Annotated in this window: 20 protein-coding genes; 9 read left to right on the top strand and 11 right to left on the bottom strand. The window is 69.3% G+C overall.

What is annotated here, in order from left to right; genetic code table 11:
• Nucleotides 1-37 precede the first annotated feature (37 nt).
• From tuf to AC3WLN_RS03775, 3 genes are all read right to left on the bottom strand, one after another.
• On the bottom strand, nt 38-1228 hold the full coding sequence (tuf, locus tag AC3WLN_RS03785; RefSeq protein ID WP_055949261.1) for an elongation factor Tu: 1191 nt from the start codon (nt 1226-1228) through the stop codon (nt 38-40).
• Nucleotides 1229-1372: 144 nt separating this feature from the next.
• Entirely contained in the window at nt 1373-1834 is a 462-nt protein-coding gene (locus AC3WLN_RS03780) for a tellurite resistance TerB family protein (protein ID WP_492479647.1), read from the bottom strand.
• Between the two features lie 98 nt (nt 1835-1932).
• Nucleotides 1933-2376, bottom strand: a complete 444-nt coding sequence (locus AC3WLN_RS03775) for a DMT family transporter (RefSeq protein ID WP_492479645.1) — start codon at nt 2374-2376, stop codon at nt 1933-1935.
• Between the two features lie 236 nt (nt 2377-2612).
• On the opposite strand from AC3WLN_RS03775, the gene AC3WLN_RS03770 reads away from it, so the two are divergent.
• On the top strand, nt 2613-3182 hold the full coding sequence (locus tag AC3WLN_RS03770; protein WP_492479643.1) for a biliverdin-producing heme oxygenase: 570 nt from the start codon (nt 2613-2615) through the stop codon (nt 3180-3182).
• Here the strand turns inward: AC3WLN_RS03770 and AC3WLN_RS03765 are convergent.
• The 7 genes from AC3WLN_RS03765 to AC3WLN_RS03735 all read right to left on the bottom strand — a co-directional run bounded on the left by AC3WLN_RS03765 (nt 3179) and on the right by AC3WLN_RS03735 (nt 11260).
• Nucleotides 3179-5740 carry an HWE histidine kinase domain-containing protein gene (locus AC3WLN_RS03765; RefSeq protein WP_492479641.1) on the bottom strand — a complete coding sequence of 854 codons (2562 nt, stop codon included), beginning with the start codon at nt 5738-5740 and terminating at the stop codon, nt 3179-3181. The two genes, AC3WLN_RS03770 and AC3WLN_RS03765, sit on opposite strands and share 4 nt — an antisense overlap.
• Before the next feature lie 164 nt (nt 5741-5904).
• A complete protein-coding gene (locus AC3WLN_RS03760) occupies nt 5905-6186 on the bottom strand; it encodes a hypothetical protein (RefSeq protein WP_492479639.1) in 282 nt (93 codons plus the stop codon).
• A gap of 22 nt (nt 6187-6208) precedes the next feature.
• A complete protein-coding gene (locus AC3WLN_RS03755; RefSeq protein ID WP_492479637.1) occupies nt 6209-8173 on the bottom strand; it encodes an OmpA family protein in 1965 nt (654 codons plus the stop codon).
• 90 nt (nt 8174-8263) lie between these two features.
• Complete coding sequence (locus tag AC3WLN_RS03750) at nt 8264-10087, bottom strand: ABC-F family ATP-binding cassette domain-containing protein (protein ID WP_492479635.1); 1824 nt, start codon at nt 10085-10087, stop codon at nt 8264-8266.
• A gap of 81 nt (nt 10088-10168) precedes the next feature.
• A complete protein-coding gene (locus tag AC3WLN_RS03745; RefSeq protein WP_056480471.1) occupies nt 10169-10396 on the bottom strand; it encodes a hypothetical protein in 228 nt (75 codons plus the stop codon).
• 121 nt (nt 10397-10517) lie between these two features.
• Nucleotides 10518-10832, bottom strand: coding sequence for a polyhydroxyalkanoic acid system family protein (locus tag AC3WLN_RS03740; RefSeq protein ID WP_492479632.1), 315 nt, complete (start codon nt 10830-10832; stop codon nt 10518-10520).
• 77 nt (nt 10833-10909) lie between these two features.
• Nucleotides 10910-11260: a septal ring lytic transglycosylase RlpA family protein gene (locus tag AC3WLN_RS03735; protein ID WP_431739903.1), complete on the bottom strand. Its 351-nt coding sequence runs from the start codon at nt 11258-11260 to the stop codon at nt 10910-10912.
• Nucleotides 11261-11858: 598 nt separating this feature from the next.
• Here AC3WLN_RS03735 and AC3WLN_RS03730 point away from each other — a divergent pair.
• The gene (locus tag AC3WLN_RS03730; RefSeq protein ID WP_492479630.1) at nt 11859-13070 is read left to right on the top strand and encodes a site-specific DNA-methyltransferase; all 1212 of its coding nucleotides are present in this window, start codon (nt 11859-11861) and stop codon (nt 13068-13070) included.
• A gap of 10 nt (nt 13071-13080) precedes the next feature.
• On the opposite strand, the gene mutY is transcribed toward AC3WLN_RS03730, so the two are convergent.
• Complete coding sequence (gene mutY, locus AC3WLN_RS03725) at nt 13081-14436, bottom strand: A/G-specific adenine glycosylase (RefSeq protein WP_492479628.1); 1356 nt, start codon at nt 14434-14436, stop codon at nt 13081-13083.
• Between the two features lie 159 nt (nt 14437-14595).
• Between mutY and AC3WLN_RS03720 the strand changes: the two genes are divergently transcribed.
• The 7 genes from AC3WLN_RS03720 to AC3WLN_RS03690 all read left to right on the top strand — a co-directional run bounded on the left by AC3WLN_RS03720 (nt 14596) and on the right by AC3WLN_RS03690 (nt 18911).
• On the top strand, nt 14596-15081 hold the full coding sequence (locus tag AC3WLN_RS03720) for a DUF721 domain-containing protein (protein WP_492479626.1): 486 nt from the start codon (nt 14596-14598) through the stop codon (nt 15079-15081).
• 89 nt (nt 15082-15170) lie between these two features.
• The gene (locus AC3WLN_RS03715; RefSeq protein ID WP_492479624.1) at nt 15171-15824 is read left to right on the top strand and encodes a thioredoxin domain-containing protein; all 654 of its coding nucleotides are present in this window, start codon (nt 15171-15173) and stop codon (nt 15822-15824) included.
• 252 nt (nt 15825-16076) lie between these two features.
• Nucleotides 16077-16451, top strand: a complete 375-nt coding sequence (locus AC3WLN_RS03710; protein WP_492479622.1) for an AtpZ/AtpI family protein — start codon at nt 16077-16079, stop codon at nt 16449-16451.
• Nucleotides 16452-16566: 115 nt separating this feature from the next.
• Complete coding sequence (locus AC3WLN_RS03705) at nt 16567-17322, top strand: F0F1 ATP synthase subunit A (protein ID WP_463780069.1); 756 nt, start codon at nt 16567-16569, stop codon at nt 17320-17322.
• 109 nt (nt 17323-17431) lie between these two features.
• Nucleotides 17432-17659 (top strand): F0F1 ATP synthase subunit C, encoded by a 228-nt coding sequence (locus tag AC3WLN_RS03700; RefSeq protein ID WP_018044493.1) that lies wholly within the window; start codon nt 17432-17434, stop codon nt 17657-17659.
• A gap of 109 nt (nt 17660-17768) precedes the next feature.
• Nucleotides 17769-18332: a F0F1 ATP synthase subunit B family protein gene (locus tag AC3WLN_RS03695; RefSeq protein WP_492479619.1), complete on the top strand. Its 564-nt coding sequence runs from the start codon at nt 17769-17771 to the stop codon at nt 18330-18332.
• Between the two features lie 93 nt (nt 18333-18425).
• Complete coding sequence (locus tag AC3WLN_RS03690; protein ID WP_492479702.1) at nt 18426-18911, top strand: F0F1 ATP synthase subunit B family protein; 486 nt, start codon at nt 18426-18428, stop codon at nt 18909-18911.
• The last annotated feature ends 48 nt before the right edge of the window (nt 18912-18959 follow it).

The following is an 18959-nucleotide window of genomic DNA, read 5'->3' as shown; positions in this document are numbered from 1 at the left end:
GCCGGACGCTCCCGAAGGACGTCCGGCCGGGCCGTTCCTACTCGTTGATGGCGGCGACGACGCCTGCGCCGACGGTTCGGCCGCCTTCACGGATGGCGAAGCGCAGCTTTTCTTCCATGGCGACCGGCACGATCAGGGTGACGTCCATGGTCACGCTGTCGCCGGGCATCACCATCTCGGTGCCCTCGGGCAGGACGCACACGCCGGTCACGTCCGTGGTGCGGAAGTAGAACTGCGGGCGGTAGTTGGTGAAGAACGGCGTGTGGCGACCGCCCTCCTCCTTGGTCAGGATGTAGGCCTCGGCCTTGAACTTGGTGTGGGGCTTGACCGAGCCGGGCTTGCACACGACCTGGCCGCGCTCCACGTCCTCGCGCTTGGTGCCGCGCAGCAGCACGCCGACGTTGTCGCCCGCCTGGCCCTGGTCCAGCAGCTTGCGGAACATCTCGACGCCCGTGACCGTCGTGGTCTGGGTGTCGCGGATGCCCACGATCTCCACCGTCTCGCCGACCTTGACGATGCCGCGCTCCACGCGACCCGTCACCACCGTGCCGCGGCCCGAGATCGAGAACACGTCCTCGATGGGCATCAGGAACGGCTTGTCGATCGGACGCTCCGGCTGCGGGATGTAGGCGTCCACAGACGCCATCAGGGCCAGCACGGCGTCGTGGCCGATCGCCTTGTCGCCGTTGTCCAGCGCCACCTTGGCCGAACCCTTGGTGATCGGGATGTCGTCGCCGGGGAAGTCGTACTTGGAGAGGAGCTCGCGCACCTCCATCTCGACGAGCTCGAGAAGCTCGGCGTCGTCGACCAGATCCACCTTGTTCAGGAACACCACCAGCGCCGGAACGCCGACCTGGCGGGCCAGCAGGATGTGCTCGCGCGTCTGCGGCATCGGGCCGTCGGCCGCCGACACCACCAGGATCGCGCCGTCCATCTGCGCCGCGCCCGTGATCATGTTCTTCACGTAGTCGGCGTGGCCCGGGCAATCCACGTGCGCGTAGTGCCGGTTCGTCGTCTCGTACTCCACGTGCGCCGTCGAGATCGTGATCCCGCGCGCCTTCTCCTCCGGCGCCTTGTCGATCTGGTCGTAGGCCGTGAACGTCGCCCCGCCCGTCTCGGCCAGAACCTTCGTGATCGCAGCCGTCAACGACGTCTTGCCGTGGTCCACGTGACCGATCGTGCCAATGTTGCAGTGCGGCTTCGTACGCGCGAATTTCTCTTTGGCCATCGTCTCTTTCCTGCGGCAAGCTCACACGAGCGGTCGCCCGGGCTGTCGCTCGACGAGGTGTCGAGCCGGGCGAAAGACGGGGGCCCGCTTAGAGGCTTGCCGTCCTTTGATCAAGGGCCTTGCGAAACAAGCCCTTTCGTCGGCCTACGGAACCGGGCGCCGCACGGGCGAGGCGGCGAGCAGCGCGGCCCGGTCCAGCCCCAGGGCGGCAGCGATCTCCTCCAACGCCCGCGCCTCCACGTCGGCGATGCCGTCGAGGTCGGCGACGTCCGCCGCGACGAGGAAGGTCGCCTCGCGCTCCTCCTGTCCGCGCCCCTCGATGGCGGCCACGCGGCGGAGGTTCTCGGCCCGCCCCGCCCGGGTCCGGGCACGGGCGATGCCGTCGTAGAGTTCGCTCTCCAGCATCAGCCGGTCATAGCCCTTCTCGAGGATCGGGTTGGCCTGCAGGCCGGCGAGAGCCGTGTCGAATTCCGCGCTGGCGACCTCGCCGTCGGCGACCATCACGTTGGCGGTGGCCGAGACCATCGCCTGCATGAGGACCTTGTCGCCGGCATAGGCGGTCACGGTCTGGCTGAAGCGGCTGACGATGTCCTGGAAGATGTTCATGGGAACTCTGGAGACCGAAGTATCGGGGTTTGCACGGCATCGACGCCGGCTCAGCCATCGCGGTTCCGCGCCCCGATGACAAGCCGCACCAGCTCCTCTCAGAACAGTGCCACCAGGGCGATGCCGCCGATCATCAGCAGCCCGCCGAGCGCGCGCCAGAGGGTGACCGGATGCTGGTCGAATCCGACCCATCCGAAATGGTCGAGCAGGATCGAGGTGACGACACCGGCGGTGACGAGGAGGCCGAGATAGGGCGCGGCGCCGATCTGCTGCGCGACGAACAGCTGCGAGAGGATGAGGAGCGCACCGATGACGCCACCGAACCAGGCCCAGGACGGCACGGCCCGGATGTCGCCGAGGTTCGGCAGGGCGAAGCGACCGAGCAGGAGGCCGACGACGAGCAGGGTCACCCCGCCCACCAGCGACACGACGATCCCCGCGGCGAAGGGCTGCGCCAGGTTCTTGGAGAGGGTCGCGTTCACGCCCGACTGCACCGCGTTGGCGATGCCGGCTAGGAAAGCGAAGCCGTAGAGGAACCACATGGACAATCCTGGGGCTTCAGCGCAGCGGACCGGGCCACGCGGACGGGGCCGGACCAGGGAGGTAGCCTGTGATAAGTCATTGGCGAGGGATCGGGATCGTCCGAGGGTTCGCGATCGTCTAAGAACGGCCGCTCCGCCGAACAGCAAGGGATCCCGGTATGGATGGGACGGCCACATCGTCCGTCGACACAGGCGAACCGAGGCCCGCTGAAGCAAGGCCTGCCAAAGTGGGAGCGGTGGAGGCGGGCGCGGCCGGCCCGGGGGATCTCCGCTTCACGCTGCGCGCGGCCACCGACGCGGCGCATCGTCGTCTCGACGCGGGGTTTGCCGCGCACGACCTGACCCGGCGCGACGCTTACGGGACGTTCCTGTCGGCGATGCACGGTCCATTCCTGCAGATCGAGGCCTGGCTCGATGGAGCCGATCCGGCCGACCTGCCGCCGGACTGGCCAGCGCGCCGACGCTCCGATGCCCTGAACGCCGACCTGCGCGCGCTGGCGATCGCGGCGCCCGACGCCGTTCTCGGCCCCCTCGCCCCGACCTTGTCGGGGGCCGAGGCGCCGGGACTCCTGTATGTGCTCGAGGGTTCGCGTCTCGGCGGGCAGGTCCTGCTGCGCCAGGTCCTCGCCAGTCCGGATCCGGTGGTGCGCGAGAACGCCCGCTTCCTTGGGCACGGCGCCGGCGCCCGCCTTTGGCCCAGCTTCGTCGCCTGGCTCTGCACACGCCCCACGGACGCCCACGCCGACGCGATCCGCGGCGCGCAGCGCGCCTTCGCGCTGTTCGAGGCCGCCCAGCTGCGCGGCTAGGCCGGCACCGGCGTGCTCGCGAGGGCGCGGCGCAGGATGTCGGCGGTGTAGGGCTTCTTGATCATCGGCACGGCGCCGAGTTCGGGCGGGATGCGGAAGCTCTCGCCGTAGCCTGTGGCGAAGACGAACGGAATGCCGGCGGCGATCAGGCGTCGGGCGACCGGCAGGCTCGTCTCGGCACCGAGATTGACGTCGAGGAGGGCGAAGCTAGGGCGCGCCGCCTCGATCTGCCGCAGGGCTTCGTGCACCGAGCCCGCCATGTCCACCGCGCTCGCCCCGAGGGTGGAGAGGATCTCCTCGGCTTCGAGCGCGATGATCATGTTGTCCTCGACCACCAGCACGGTGCCGGACAGGGTCTTCCCGTCGAGTTCCGGCACCCGCTCGCGCTCGCGCGCCGGCTGCGCGGCCACGGCCGGAGCGGCGCGGAGGTAGCGCGACGGCACGGCGAAGCGACCACGCAGGCCGGTGAGTTCGTAGGTGATCTCGGCCTCGCCCTTCAACTCGTAGGGGATCGACCGCTCGATCAGCGTGGTCCCGAAGCCGCGTCGGCGCGGCGGCTTGACCGGGGGGCCGCCGCTCTCGCGCCAATGGATGACGAGGCACTCCGCGGCGTCGCGCTCCCACACCACGTCGACCTGCCCGGCCGCCTCGGACAGGGCGCCGTACTTGGCCGAATTCGTCATCAACTCGTGAATGACGAGGGCGAGGGTCGAGAAGGCCTGCGGTTCGAGGAGGACGTCGACGCCCTCCAGGCGGACGCGGCCGGCCTGCTGGTCGAGATAGGCCTCGGCCTCCAGGGTGATGAGGTCGCGCAGGGAGCCCGGTCCCCAGTTCGTGGTGGTGATCTGGTCGTGCGCCCGGGCGAGCGCCTGGATACGCTCGCCGATGACGCCGGCGAAATCCTCGACGCTGTCCGCCCCGGAACGGCTCTGGGCGACGATGCCCCGGATGAGGTTGAGGATGTTGCGGACCCGGTGGTTCAGCTCCGCGATCAGCAGTTCCTGGCGTTCCTGCGCCGTCTTGCGCTCCTTCTCGGCGGAATCCGTGAGGCGCAGAATGACTTCGAGCAGCGTGATGCGCAGGGCCTCGGCGATGCGCAGGTCGGCCGGGCTCCAGGGTGCGGCCTGGCCGCGGACCACTTCGGTCCAGGCCTCGAAGCTCTTGCGCGGCGTCAGGCGCAGGCCGTTCGGGCCGAGGCTCGCCGGCTTCTCCGGATTGCCGGCCCAGGTCACGGTGCGGGCGATCTCCCGACGGAAGAACACCAGGAAATCCCGCGGCGCCCGCGAGATCGGGATCGCCAGGAGGCCGGCCGCCCGCTCGGCGTAATCGGCGGCGGGCGGATGGACCGCGCCGATCTCGTGCGTCGCGAAGGCGCGGCTCGTCGCCGTGCGGTTGAGGAAGCGCACCAGGCCGGTGAATTCCTCCGCCGTCGGCGTCGCACCCCGCAGGGTGATCTCGCCGTTCACCCAGACGCCGATGCCGTCGCAGGTGACGATACCTGCGATGTCCTCGAGGAAGTCGGTGATGTTCTCCAGGCTCGTCCCGCCGGAGGCGAGGGCGCCCATGAGCCGGTCGTGCAGGGCGCGGGAGCTGCCCTCGTAGGCGGCCTCCGCCTCGCGCTCCCGGCTCTCCAGGATCAGCGAGAACATCTGTCCGAACAGCTCGGCGCCCGTCCGGCGCTCCAGGGAGATGTGACGCGGTTCGGTGTGGTGACAGGCGAACAGACCCCAGAGCTTGCCGCCGCGCAGGATCGACACGGACAGCGAGGCCGCCACCCCCATGTTGCGCAGGTATTCGAGATGGATCGGCGACACCGTGCGCAGGGTGCTCATCGAGAGGTCGAGGGAACGCCCGTCGGGGTCGCGCTGCGGCAGCACCGCAACGGCCTCGGCATCGACATCGGCGATGATGCGCAGCCAGTTCCGCTCGTAGAGGGCGCGCGCCTGCTTCGGGATGTCGGAGGCCGGGTAATGCAGGCCGAGATAGGGCGACAGGCTGGAGCGCGCCGATTCGGCGATCACCACGCCGGACCCGTCGGGGTCGAACCGGTAGACCATGACCCGGTCGAACCCGGTCAGGGCCCGCATCTGGCGCACGGCCTCGCGGCAGAAGGGCTCGAAGCCGATGGTCTGCTGCAGGCGCCCGACCATGCTGCGGACCAGATTGCCGGCGTTGAGGTGCTCGGTGACGCTCGGCTCGGCCTCGATGACGATGGCGCCGCCCGAGAGATGCAGGGCGATGTCGAAGGGCCTGCCGTCCGGCTGTAGGGCCGTGCCGAAGACGCGATCGATTGCATCGGGTCCGCGGAGCGCCTGGAGGTGGCCGCGGATCAGGTGGATCGCTTCCCCGTCGATGAGATCGGCCAGCGGCAGGCCGAGCAGGTCCATGCCGGCGTGCCCGAGCCAGTCCGAGGCGTTCTTGGACGCTCGGACGACGATCCAGTCCGGCGATACGGCGATCAGGAAGCCGAAAGGCTGAACCGCACCGAGGACATGGATCGGTTCACGGTCGCAGGACGTCAGGTCCACGGCCTGGGCTTGTTCTGAATGATCGGTCATCAAGTTTTCTGATTCGCCGGTTCCGCATCTGTTCGGAGAAGCGCGTCGGGAACAACGACAAGCCGATGGGAAAGTCTCCCCGACGGTCGGGCAGCGAACACACTTTCCGGTCGACCGTGGTTCGTATGCCACAGGCGGAGCCGGAATCGATCCCCTACGGCCTGCTAGGGTCGAGGAGCGGCCCGGTCCGTCAGGGCGGCGATGAGCGTGGCTCCGATGAGGTAGCCCGTGAGACCGAGCGCCCCGCATTCGAGCCAGAAGCCGGTGCGGCCCGGGACGAGGCCCGAGGCTGCGAGTGCGCCGGCGACGGGGGCCGACACGACGAGCGCCAGGGCGGCCCATCGGGCACCGGGCGTTCGGGGCAGGCCCGTCGCCCAGCCGACGGCGCAGCCGAGCAGGACACCGGCCGCCAGGAGCGGCCAGAGCATCGTCGCCAGGAGAGTCACGATATCGACCTCGCTTGAACGGTCATGAGCGGCTCGCGATCCCGATCCCCAGCCCCGCCGGCCGCTGCGCGCCCGCTGGCCCGACGGAGACCTGCTCCGGGCGAAGGCCGGCCTGCAGAAGGTACTCCACGATGGCGTTGGCGCGGGCCTGCGCGAGGTCGGGGGCAGGCTCCGCGGGGATCGTGGGCTTCGTCTCGGGCTTCGGGGCCTTGTCCTTCGATGCCGTCCGGCCGGATGCCTTGTCTCCCGCGCCTTTGGCCGGCGTCTTGCCGAGATCCTTGGGCTCCTTCCTGGCTGCGTCCTTGGTCGTCTCCAGCGAGGCGGTACTCTCCACCGCCGTCTCGGCGAGTGGTTTGGGAGCGGCAGCGGCCCCCGTCGGGTCGAGATGGCCCGTGACCACGAGGCGCAGGGTCGGACAGGTCCTGCCCAGGCCGGCGATCCCATCGAGAAGCGGATAGAAGGCCGGCTTCAGGATCGTGCTTCCCGGCGGGAATACCAGGGCCTGGCCGGCGAGACTGCCCTCGAGCGCGGCGGCGCAGGCTTCCGGCGAGCGGGTCGGCGCCGCATCCGGGCTCGTCACCGCGACCTCCGCGGTCCAGCCCGGCGGCATCGCGGCCGACAGGTCGTCGGCGACGCGCCGGGAGCCCTGCGCGTAGGGGCTCTCGCCCGTCAGGGTGACCGAGCGATCGGCGATCCGGCCCTCGCCCCGGGCGACCAGGGCGAGGGCCACCGCGGTGGCGCGCAGCACGCGGGCGAGTTCGGGCGGAGCGCCCTCGCCGAGACGGGTGCGATCAATCAGGCGCTCGCGAAACAGGCGCGGCCGCAGGGTCCCGAGCAAAGCCTCCCGCGCTTCGGCATCCGGCAGGTGGCCCGTGACCGTCACGGCCTCCGCATCGCGCCGAAGCGCGACCCGGTAGGGCGAGAGCGGCCGGGTCGTCAGGGCCACGCCATCCCGGCTCAGGCCGGCGGGCATTCCGTCCCGCAGCAGCGCCTCGATTTCGGGAATGGCCTGGGCGTCGAGGGCGACCCCGTTCAAGGAGACTCGCCCCTCGGCGACGCTGACGCTGCCCTCCTGGATCAGCCCGGCGAGCCGCAGGGCGAATCGGGCCATCGCGCCGGGATCGACGTCCGCTGGAAGCCCACGGGCATTGCGCATCCGGTCCTCGACCTGCCCCGTCTCCGACGCCTGCACCGCCTGAGCCCGGATCTCGGCGCGCGCGACCTCGGAGACCACGTGGCCCGAGAGGGCGACGGCACCTCCGGGCTCGCGGGTGACGACGAAGTGGAAATCCGGGACGATCGCCGGCAGGATCTCGATCCGGCCGAGGCTGTAGCCGGTGGGCGGGGCGGTCAGGGCGGCCCGCAGGGTCTCGTCGTCGGCAATCGATGCCGCCTCGCCGACGACCGAGAGGCGCGTGTCTTCCAGCATCACCCGGCCGCCGGGTGCGAGGGCGCGCAGCCGTGCCAGGGCATAGCCGGCAGCCGCGGTGAAATCGGGCGGCGCCCCGAGGGCGGCACGGGTGCGGTCGCGCAGGGCCGTTCCGGGCTCGAGGGCGGGCGTGAGCTGATCGGCCAGGGCTCCGGCGCCGATCTCGGCCGGCCGCACGCCCGTCAGGTCGACGCCGTCCCGGGTGCGGGTCGCGACCCAGACGAAGGGGGCGGCCAACTCGACGATTCCGACCGGGCCGACGACGCGCCGAACACCCTCGATCGCTGCGAGCCGCCGATGGGCCGCGTCGCGGGCCGCGGCATCGGGCGCCTCGCCGGTGACCAGGAGGTCGCGGCCCTCGGCCGCCACGCGCAGCCATGGCTCGGCGCCCGGCACGGCCGTCGCTCGCGCCACCGCGTCGGCCTCCGCCCCGAGCCGCGCTTCGAGGCGCGGCGTGATCCAGGCGGCGGAAAGGCCGAGGATCAGGGCCAGCCCGGGCAGGCCGGCGGCCCAGCCGAGACGGCGGCATCGGTCGCGGAGTACGGAAGCGGCGGACACGTCGGACCCCGATGACAGGCGGCGCGCGGGAGCGAACGCCGGGATGGTATCCCACATGCCGTTCGCGGCATCATGAAGGCCGGGCGCCGTTCAGGCGTCGCGCAGCATCTCGAGTTCGAGCCAGCGGTCCTCGGCCTTGGCCAATTCCGTCTCGGCGACGCCCAGGAGATCCGAGGCCTTCGCGAAGCGGGCCGGGTCGCGGGCATAGAGGCCCGGATCGGCCAGGACCTCGCGCAGCTTGGCGATGTCTGATTCGAGCTTCTTCATCCGATCCGGCAGGGTCTTCAGCTCGTGCTGGTCCTTGAACCCAAGTTTCGACTTGCCGGCGGGCGCTCCCGCATCGCCGGCCCTGGCGCGATCCTTCGCGTCGGCGCGGGCCTCCGCCTTCTCGGCGCGCCCTGCCGCCGCCCGGGCCTGCACGCCCTCGCCGCGCTGGGCGATCATGTCGGTGTAGCCGCCGGCATACTCGACCCAGCGGCCCTCTCCCTCGCTCACCAGTACGCTGCCCACGACCCGGTCGAGGAAGTCGCGGTCGTGGCTCACCAGGATCAGCGTGCCGGAGTAATCCGCCAGCATCTCCTGCAGCAGGTCGAGGGTCTCGAGATCGAGGTCATTGGTGGGCTCGTCGAGGACGAGAAGGTTGGCGGGCTGGGCGAGCGCGCGGGCGATGAGCAGGCGGTTCCGCTCGCCGCCGGAGAGGACGCTGACCGGGGTGCGGGCCTGCTCGGGGGCGAACAGGAAGTCCTTGAGGTAGCCGATGACGTGCCGGCTGACGCCGCCGACCATCACCGAATCGCCGCTGCCGCCGGTGAGGACCTCCGTCACCGTCATGGTCGGCTCCAGCACGGCACGCGCCTGATCGAGGAGCATCATCTTCAGGTTGGTGCCGAGCGCCACCGTGCCGGAATCGGGCGCGAGCTGCCCGGTGAGCAGGTTGATCAGCGTGGTCTTGCCGGCGCCGTTGGCCCCGACGATGCCGAGGCGGTCGCCGCGCATCACCCGGAGCGAGAGATCGTCGACGATCCTGCGCGCGCCATAAGCCTTGGCCGCATGCTTGGCCTCGATCACCAGGGCGCCGGAGCTCTCGGCCTCGGTGGAGGTCATGGTCGCCGTGCCGACGGGGCGGCGGTCCTCCCGGCGCTCCTTGCGCAGGGCGTGGAGGTTGCCGAGGCGACGCACGTTGCGCTTGCGCCGGGCGGTGACGCCGTAGCGCAGCCAATGCTCCTCGTCGGCGATCTTGCGCTCCAGCTTGTGCCGGTCGCGCTCCTCCTCCTCGAAGAAGGCGTCGCGCCAGGCCTCGAAGGTGGAGAAGCCCTGCTCGATCCGGCGGGTGACGCCGCGGTCGAGCCAGATCGTGGTCTTCGACAGGGCCGAGAGGAAGCGCCGGTCGTGGCTGATCAGCACCAGCGCGCCGCGCACGCTCTTCAACTCGGATTCCAGCCACTCGATGGCCGGCAGGTCGAGGTGGTTGGTGGGCTCGTCGAGGAGCAGGATGTCGGGTTCCGGCGCCAGCGCCTGAGCGAGGGCGACCCGCCGCCCCTCCCCGCCCGAGAGACTCTTCGGGTTCTCGGCGCCGGTCATCCCGAGGCTCTCGAGGAGGTAGCGCGCCCGGTAGGCGTCGTCCCCATGGGTCAGGCCGGATTCGACGAAATCGAGAGTCGTCTCGAAGTCCGAAAAGTCCGGCTCCTGCGCCAGGTAGCGGATCGTGGTCCCGGGCTGGACGAAGCGCATGCCCCGGTCGGGCTCGACGAGGCCCGCGGCGATCTTCATCAGGGTGGACTTGCCCGAGCCGTTGCGGCCGACGAGGCAGGTGCGTTCGCCCGGAGAAATCGCGAGTTCGGCGCGCTCGATCAGCGGAGTGCCGCCGAAGGTGAGTGCGACGTCTTGGAGGGTGAGGAGCGGAGGAGCGGCCATGGGGCCGGCTTATGGCAGTGACCGCGCCTCCGAACAAACCCGCAATCGGGATCCTCGAACCGACCCACGGTCGCGGCACGCTCACATGGTGGGATTGGCCGGACCGGTGGGCATCGGATCGGGTGCGATGGCCGGGCCGATATCCGGATCGTTGACCGGAATCTCGGTCGGCGTCACGTCGGGCGCCTCGGTCGGAGTCGTACCCGGCACGTCGGTGCCGGGGGTGTCGGGGCCGGGTGCCGGGGTCTGAGGCGCCTCGTAGGGCGTCTCGGGGACCGGGGCTTCCGGGATCGGGCCGGGGTTCGACATCGCTTGCGCCTCTCACATGCCTCAGGGAACGGACGGGTGGAACAGTCCGTCGCCGAGGGTGGTTCCGGGCGCGATGCGGCCCGGTCTGGTGACGTCAAAGCCCCGTCACGTCAGAGACCCGTCACTTCTTGGTCAGGAGGAGGTTGCCCTCGCTGCCGAGTTTCTTCTGGATCTGATGCGCGAACAGCGCCAGCAGGAGGGGTAGCCGGACCTCGACCCGAACCGTTTCGGCTCGGACATCCACCTGCCCGTCGACCTTCTGCCCGAGGGCCGCCATGGCGAAGTCGAGGCGGTCGTCGGTCCAGGCCATCTTCTCCACGGCAACGCCTGCCTTGGCAAACAGACCGTCCGCCTGGGTGATGCCGTCCGCAATGCGCCGACGGGCCTCGGCCAGGCCGAGTTCATGGGGGATTTCGACGATCAGCGGCTTTGCCATGGGGATCTGAGCTCTCGGTTCCGCCAGCCAGATGGGGCCGGCCGGTCCCTCTCACAACGCCGACCGGCCCGATAGGCTCAGTTCACCACGCTGAGGGCGACATAGGTCGTGCCGCCCATGCCGAGGGCGCGGGCCGAGCCCTTAGCGAGATCGATGATCCGGCCGCGGACGAACGGGCCGCGATCGTTGATGCGCACCACCACCGAACGGCCGTTGCGCTTGTTCTCGACCCGGACCCGGGTGCCGAACGGCAACGTGCGATGGGCGGCGGTCATCCCGTTCGGATTGAAGCGCTCGCCATTCGCCGTCCGATGGCCGCTCGCATACCAGGAGGCGGCGCCGCTCTGGGCGCTGGCTGGATGAACGGCGGCGAGTGTCACGACGGTCCCGATGATGGCAGCGGCCCCACGAACAGGCTTGATGGTCATCCGCATTCCCTTTGTTGTTTCGGATGGCCGGCAAAATGAAGCGGATCGGGGCCAAAATGAGACCGGTTCAATTGTGGCACCAGCTGCCAAATTTGAGGCTATAACGCTTTTTTAATCTCTGGTTGTGTGTGGCCATATTGTCTAAGATCGACATGTTTTCCGGTGACGAACGGGGATTGTTGGAGAAGCTTGCGCGTGCTCGAAAAGCCTTCGCCACCGGCTCCCGATCGCAACGTCGGGGTGCGGAAAAGGGATTGAGCGTTGCGCTCAGCGAAACCCTGTCCTGCGTAGGCTCATGGCGGGGGAAGGAAGAATAATTTTCTCTCGCTGCGGCTCGATAGGACCGTGCAGACCCAATCCGGACTGCAGATGGCGGCCTCTTCTATGCAGTCTTCATCTCACGAGCTCGGTCGCGAAAACTGTCCGATACGGGCGGTCGATATTGCGGAGCACGGATATTAGCCTTGGGAGGCCAAGAAAGTGCTGCTCGGCAAAAACTGCAGCCCCAAATCGAGACGCCTTGTCCGCATCCCGGCAACCCGGCCTTTACGTTAACGGGGCCAAGGTCTGCCGGTCAGTCGCGTAACCGGTGTTTGCCATGGCTTCCCTGCGTACCGCGGTTGCCGACACCGTCGCCCGGAAAAGTGTCTCGCGTACCGGGCGGCCCGTGTCGGCGCCGCGGATGGGTCTCGTACCCTCCGCCAAGCGTCTTCCTCTCGAAGACCGCCTCCCGCTCGACGAGATTCTCGTCGGAGACTGCATCGCTGCGATGAACGCCCTGCCGGCGTCGAGCGTCGACTGCGTCTTCGCCGATCCGCCCTACAATCTCCAGCTCGGGGAAGGTTCGCTCCTGCGTCCCGACCAGAGCCGGGTCGATGCGGTGGACGACGACTGGGACAAGTTCTCGACCTTCGCCGCCTACGATGCCTTCACCCGCGAATGGCTCGCCGCTGCGCGCCGGGTGATGAAGCCGAACGCCACCCTGTGGGTCATCGGCTCCTACCACAACATCTTTCGGGTCGGCGCCACGCTGCAGGATCTCGGCTACTGGATCCTCAACGACATCGTCTGGCGCAAGGCCAACCCGATGCCGAACTTCCGCGGCAAGCGCTTCACCAACGCGCACGAGACCCTGATCTGGGCCTCCCGTTCGGCGGAGTCGAAGGGCTACACCTTCCATTACGAGGCGCTGAAGGGCGGAAACGACGACGTCCAGATGCGCTCCGACTGGTTCATTCCCCTCTGCACCGGCGACGAGCGCCTGAAAGGCGCCGACGGCCAGAAGGTGCATCCGACCCAGAAGCCGGAGGCGCTGCTGGCCCGCACGCTCCTCTCGGCGACCAACCCGGGCGACGTGGTGCTCGATCCGTTCTTCGGTACCGGCACCACCGGCGCCGTTGCCAAACGCCTCGGCCGCCACTTCATCGGCATCGAGCGCGAGACGGTCTACGCTCAGGCTGCCCGCGCGCGCATCGACGCCGTCGAGCCCCTGTCTCAGGCGGCCCTGCTGGTGGCCCCGAGCAAGCGCGCCGAGCCCCGTGTCGCCTTCCTCAGCGTCATCGAGGCCGGGCATATCCGGGCTGGCGAGACCCTGACCGACGCTCGCGGCCGCCACAGCGCCATCGTTCGGCCGGACGGCACCCTGATGGCCGGACCGGCCACGGGTTCGATCCACAAGATCGGCGCCCTGGTTCAGGGCTTCCCCGCCTGCAACGGCTGGGACTTCTGGCACGCGACGCGGAACGGCAAGCCGGTGCTCATCGACGTCTTCCGGACCAAGATGCGTTCCGCCATGGGCTCGGCCGCCTGACGCTCCGCGCTCAGCGCGTCCGCGGCCGTCCCCGCTTGCGGGGCGCGGCCGGCGGTATCGCCTCGGGCGGGCCATCGAATGCGTCCCCGCTCTCGTCGCGGACCGGAGCCGGCGCCGGGCGCGGAGCCGGCTTCGGCACCGGACGGAACCGTGGCGACGGGGCGGTTGCCTCCGGTTCGGGCTCGGCGAAGAGCGGCGTATCGGCCACGCTGCGCATGGCCTTCGGCCTGCCGCGCTGGGCGACCTTCCCCGAAACCGGTTCCGCCGCCTCGGGTTTCGGGTCGAAGGCGTGCGCCAGGACCTTCTTCATCACGCCCGGCAGCGGTTCGGCGTCGAGGTCACGGCGCGGCGTGAAGCGCAGGCCCGGCGGCGGAGCGGTGCTGAGCGCCACCTTGGCGACGAACACCGTCAATTCCAGCGGGAAATGCGTGAAGCCGTGCCGCACGAGGCCCGGCAGCCGTTTCCAGCGCGCGTCGAGGGGCGCGTCGAGGAGTGCCTGAGCCGGATCGTAATCGGGCTCCCAGGGGCTCATCGGCGGCTCGGCCATCGAGCCCAGCAGTCCCTCGGGCGGGCGGGTCCGCAGCAGGACCGCCTCGTCGCCGCTGCGAATCGCCACGAAGGCCGCACCCCGCCGGAGGCTCCCCTTCACGGCCTTCACCTTCCTGGGGAAGGTTTCCTGCAGCCCCAGCGCCCGGGCGCGGCAGGGCGCCATCCATGGACAGAGGGCGCAAGCCGGGCGCTTGGGCGTGCACAGGGTGGCACCGAGATCCATCGCCGCCTGGGCAAAATCGCCCGGACGCTCCTCGGGAACCAGGGCCTGAGTCACCGTGCGGATCTCGGCGCGGGCCGCCGGCAACGCGGTCTCGATGGCGAAGAGCCGGGTCATCACCCGCTCGACATTGCCGTCCACCGCCGCCTCCGGCCGGTCGAACGCGATCGCCGCGACGGCGCCCGCCGTGTAGGCGCCGATGCCCGGCAGCTTGCGCAGGGATGCAGCCGTGTCGGGAAACCGCCCGGCCGCCGCCACTGCCTTGGCGCAGGCGTGAAGGTTACGGGCGCGGGAATAGTAGCCGAGACCGGCCCAGGCCGACATCACGGCCTCCTCGGGGGCCGCCGCAAGGTCCTCGACGGTGGGAAAGCGCGCCAGGAACTTCGCGAAATAGGGTTTGACCGCCGCGATCGTGGTCTGCTGCAGCATCACCTCCGAGAGCCAGACCCGGTACGGATCGGGCGTCTCGCCCGGCAGCGCCCGCCAGGGCAGGACGCGGCGGTGCCGGTCATACCAGGTCAGAAGATCCGCGGCCTCGGGGGCGGGAGCTATGGTGTGGGGCACGGGCACCGGCGCGTGATGGGGTTGCCCGTCCATAGACCGCCGACCCGATGCGTCCAAGGCCGACCTGTCGGGGTATCACCCCCAGGCCGGATCGCGGCGATCCGCTTCGACCCGACGGAACGGCGTGCTAACCATTGGGGACGATACCGAAGCCTCGGTCCGATCCCGGTCGGACGCACGGAAATCCTGCGCATGGCGCGTGTCAAACCCCTCGCCGAACTGCTCGAGAGCTGCATCGGTCCCGCCTTCGCGGCACAGGGGTTCGCCTCCACCGACATCCTGGCCGCCTGGCCGGAGATCGTGGGCGAGCGGCTCGCGCGCTATTGCCAGCCCTCCAAGCTCGAATGGCCGCGCCGGCGCCGGCGCGAGGAGGAGGGGCGCCCCGATCCCGGCACGCTCGTGGTCCGGGTCGAGGGCGTGTTCGCCCTCGAACTTCAGCATCTGGCGCCGGTGGTGATCCAGCGCATCAACGCACATTACGGCTGGGCCTGCGTCGGCAAGATCGTGATGCGCCAGGGCCGCGTCGACCGGATCGGCCGCCGCCCGGCGCCGCCCGTGGTCGATCCCGTCCGCCGCGGCGAAGTGGCGCTCGCGGTCCAGACGATCGAGCACGACGCTCTGCGCGAGGCCCTCGACCGCCTCGGGACGGCGATCGTCGCGACGACGCACAAGCGCTAGGGGCGCCACGCGCCGCCTTGTCAGGACGCCTGCAGGATTCTACCGCATCGCTCCAGACGATTTGGTCCGCGACCGGAGCCCTCCCGATCATGATCACCCGACGCGATGCCCTGAAAGCCACCGGCCTTGCGGTCGGCGCCGCGGTTCTCCTGCCCCGGTTCACCCTCCCGGCGTTGGCCGAGGACGTCAATCTCTCGACCCTGATGGAGCCCGGCCCGCTCGGCGACGTCTGGCTCGGGCCGAAGGACGCCAGGGTCACCATCATCGAGTACGCCTCGATGACCTGTTCCCACTGCGCCGCCTTCCACAAGTACACATGGCCGGCCCTGAAGGAGCGCTACATCGACACCAACAAGGTGCGCTTCACGCTGCGCGAGTTCCCGCTCGATCCGCTCGCCACCGCCGCGTTCATGCTCGCCCGCTGCGATGGGGATGCGAAGTACTATCCCATCACGGATCTGCTCTTCGACCAGCAGCAGGCCTGGGCCTACGTGCAGAAGCCACAATCGCCGGTGGATGCCCTGGAGCAGATGCTGCGCCAGGCGGGCTTCTCGAAGGAGAAGTTCGAGGCCTGCCTGAAGGACCAGAAGCTCTACAGCGCGGTCAACACGGTGAAGCAGAAGGGGATGGACACCTTCAAGGTCGATTCGACTCCGACGTTCTTCATCAACGGCGAGCGCTTCAAGGGCGAGATGACCATCGAGGGCATGGAGAAGGTCATCAAGCCCCTCCTGGGTGCCTGACGTTTCCGACGCCATTCCAACGCACGCGTGGCTTGAGATGCGCCGCTTGGTGGGCGTCGTGCCACCCCTCGGCGGCCCTTTGGACGAACACCTGGGGGAAGATCGGCAAAACGCCGATTTCTCTTGGTACGACAGGATCTTACGTGAGGTTGGGGGCGCCTTGACACCCAAGGTAGGCGAAACTATGGTGCGCCCCGCTTGAAGGAGGCGTTCCGCCGGTTCCCTCCGCTCTCGCCAATGTGAGTTCTCGCCGTGAGCGGCAACGAAACAGGGGACGAAGGCGGGGACGGGCGGAAGAAAGCACTGGACGCGGACCTCTCTCAGAGGCTCAAACGTCTTGAGACGCAGATTGAGCGGAAGCGGCCGAGCGCCACTCCCGATCATTCGACGCGTCCCGGTCCTGCGGCCGGGCCTTCTCCTCTCGGCCAGGCGATGCGGCTCTCGACCGAGTTCATCGCGGGCGTCCTCGCCGGGGGCATTCTCGGTTGGATGTTCGATCGTTACCTGGGGACGAAACCCTGGGGGCTGATCGTCCTGCTGATGTTGGGGTTCGCCACCGGCGTCTACAACGTCATGCGCGTCTCGGGTGCTCTTCCCAGGACGCCGACGAAGGATCAGGACCGATAGCGGTCCTCGAGGATCGCCGCATACGCGGCGGACCGAATTCGAATCATGCCGCGCGTGCGGCACCGGTGGTGGCGGGTCCTCAGACCTGCCGAGAGTCAGAAGGGCGGGAGCGGCAATGGCCGTAAAGATGGATCCGATCCACCAGTTCGAGCTCAAGCCGCTGGTTTCCTTCGGTCATATCGGCAATCAGGAGATCGCGTTCACCCAGTCCGCGCTCTACATGTTCGCTGCCGTCGGAATCATCGCGCTGATCACCGTGGTGGCCACCGCCCGCCGCTCGGTGGTGCCGGGCCGCATGCAGTCGATGGCCGAAGTGTTCTACGAGTTCATCGGTTCGACCCTGCGCCAGTCCGCCGGTCATGGTTCCGAGCGGTTCATGCCGCTGATCTTCTCGCTCTTCATGTTCGTGCTCGTCCTGAACATGCTCGGCATGATCCCCTACGCCTTCGCGGTGACCAGCCACATCATCGTCACCTTCGCGCTCGCGCTGCTCGTGATCGGCACCGTCATCGTGTACGGCTTCATGGCCCACGGCACGAAGTTCCTGAAGGTGTTCGTTCCGTCGGGCGTGCCCGGCTGGCTCATGCCGATGATCGTCGCCATCGAGATCGTGTCCTTCATCTCGCGCCCGATCAGCCTCGCCGTCCGTCTCTTCGCCAACGTGCTCGCCGGCCACATCGCGCTGAAGATCTTCGCGGGCTTCGTCCCGGCCCTGCTCGCCGCCGGTGCCTGGGGCGCCATCTCGCCGCTGCCGCTGGCCCTCAGCGTCGCCGTCACGGCCCTCGAATTCCTCGTCGCCGGTCTGCAGGCCTACGTCTTCGCGACGCTCGCCTCGATCTATCTCAGCGACGCCCTGCATCCCGGCCACTGAGCCGGGTCCTCCCGGCCATCGGCCGGGACACCCCCTTCCGTCCCCGGCCCGCGGTCGCAGGCCGGATTTCTCTCCACGCAACGACGACACGGACACCAGGAGCAATTTGATGGATCCCTTAGCTGCCAAGTACATCGGTGCCGGCCTCGCCTGTCTCGGCATGGCGGGCGCCGCCATCGGCCTCGGCAACCTCTTCGGCCAGTTCTACGCCGGCGCGCTCCGCAACCCGTCGGCCGCCGACGGCCAGCGCGGCAACCTGCTCCTCGGCTTCGCCCTCACGGAAGCGCTCGGCATCTTCTCGCTGCTCGTCGCGCTGCTGCTCCTGTTCGCCGTCTAAGACACGCTCGTCGTCTCGGATCTCGAACCGATACCGGACCGGACGCCGCCTCCCCCAGGGATGGCAGAGGCGTCCGGTCCCCACTCCCTGAATTTACGCGAAGGACGTCATGGCTCAGCCGGCCCATTCGACCGCAACGCATGAAGGCTTCGCCGCGACGCCGGCCGCCGAGCACGGCGGCGGCTTCCCGCCCTTCGAGAGCCACACCTTCGCGTCCCAGCTGATCTGGCTCGCCCTCGCCTTCGGGCTGCTCTACTACCTGATGGACAAGATCGCGCTGCCGCGCATCCAGGCCATCTTGCACGACCGCGCCGTGCGCCTGTCGAGCGATCTCGACGAGGCACAGCGCCTGAAGGCCGAGGCGGATGCCGCCGGGGCGGCCTACGCGAAATCCCTCAGCGACGCGCAGGCCAAGGCCCAGGCCATCGCCCTCGAGACCCGCACGGCCCTGACCCAGGAAGCCGAGACCAAGCGCAAGGCGCTGGAGGCCGAGCTGAACGCCCGCATCGCCGCCTCCGAGGCGACCCTGCGGACCCGCACCGCCGAGGCCATGGACAACGTCCGCGGCATCGCCGGCGAGACCGCTTCGGCCATCGTCGAGCGCCTGACCGGGCTCAGCCCGGACGAGGCTGCGCTGGCCAAGGCCCTCAACAGCGTCGCCTTCCCGCACTGAAGCGGGACGCCAAACCACACCTGACCGGCAGGACCCGAGGGTCGAAGACCCCGCCGGACCGCCGGACACCATCGAGTTGGGACGACGAGCATGTTGTTGGAAGCCGAATTCTGGGTCGCAGTCGCCTTTGTCCTATTCATGGCCGTGGTCTGGAAGGTCGGCGGCTTCAACCAGATCACCAAGGCCCTCGATGGGCGCGCCAAGCGCGTCCGCCACGAACTCGACGAGGCGCGTCGCCTGCGTGAGGAGGCCGCCGGCGTCCTGGCCGATTACAAGAAGCGCCGCACCGAGGCCGAGCGCGAGGCCGAGGCCATCGTGGCCTCCGCCCGCGAAGAGGCCCAGCGCATCGCCGACGAGGGCCATGCCCGCCTGAACGACTTCATCGCGCGCCGGACCAAGTCGGCCGAGACCAAGATCGCCCAGGCCGAGGTCCAGGCGACCGCTCAGGTCCGCGCGGCCGCCGCCGACGCTGCGGTGAAGGTCTCCGAGGTCATCCTGCGCGAGCGCATGCAGGGTGAGACGGCGGAAGGCCTGGTTCGCCAAAGCCTCGGCGAAGTCAGGACCCGCCTGCGGGCCTGATCCCTCCCTCTGCGACACCAGGGAAAGCCGCCGCGAGGCGGCTTTCGC

It is taken from the genome of Methylobacterium sp. FW306-05-D (genome assembly GCF_058782155.1).
This window is presented reverse-complemented; position numbering and strand designations above follow the sequence as displayed.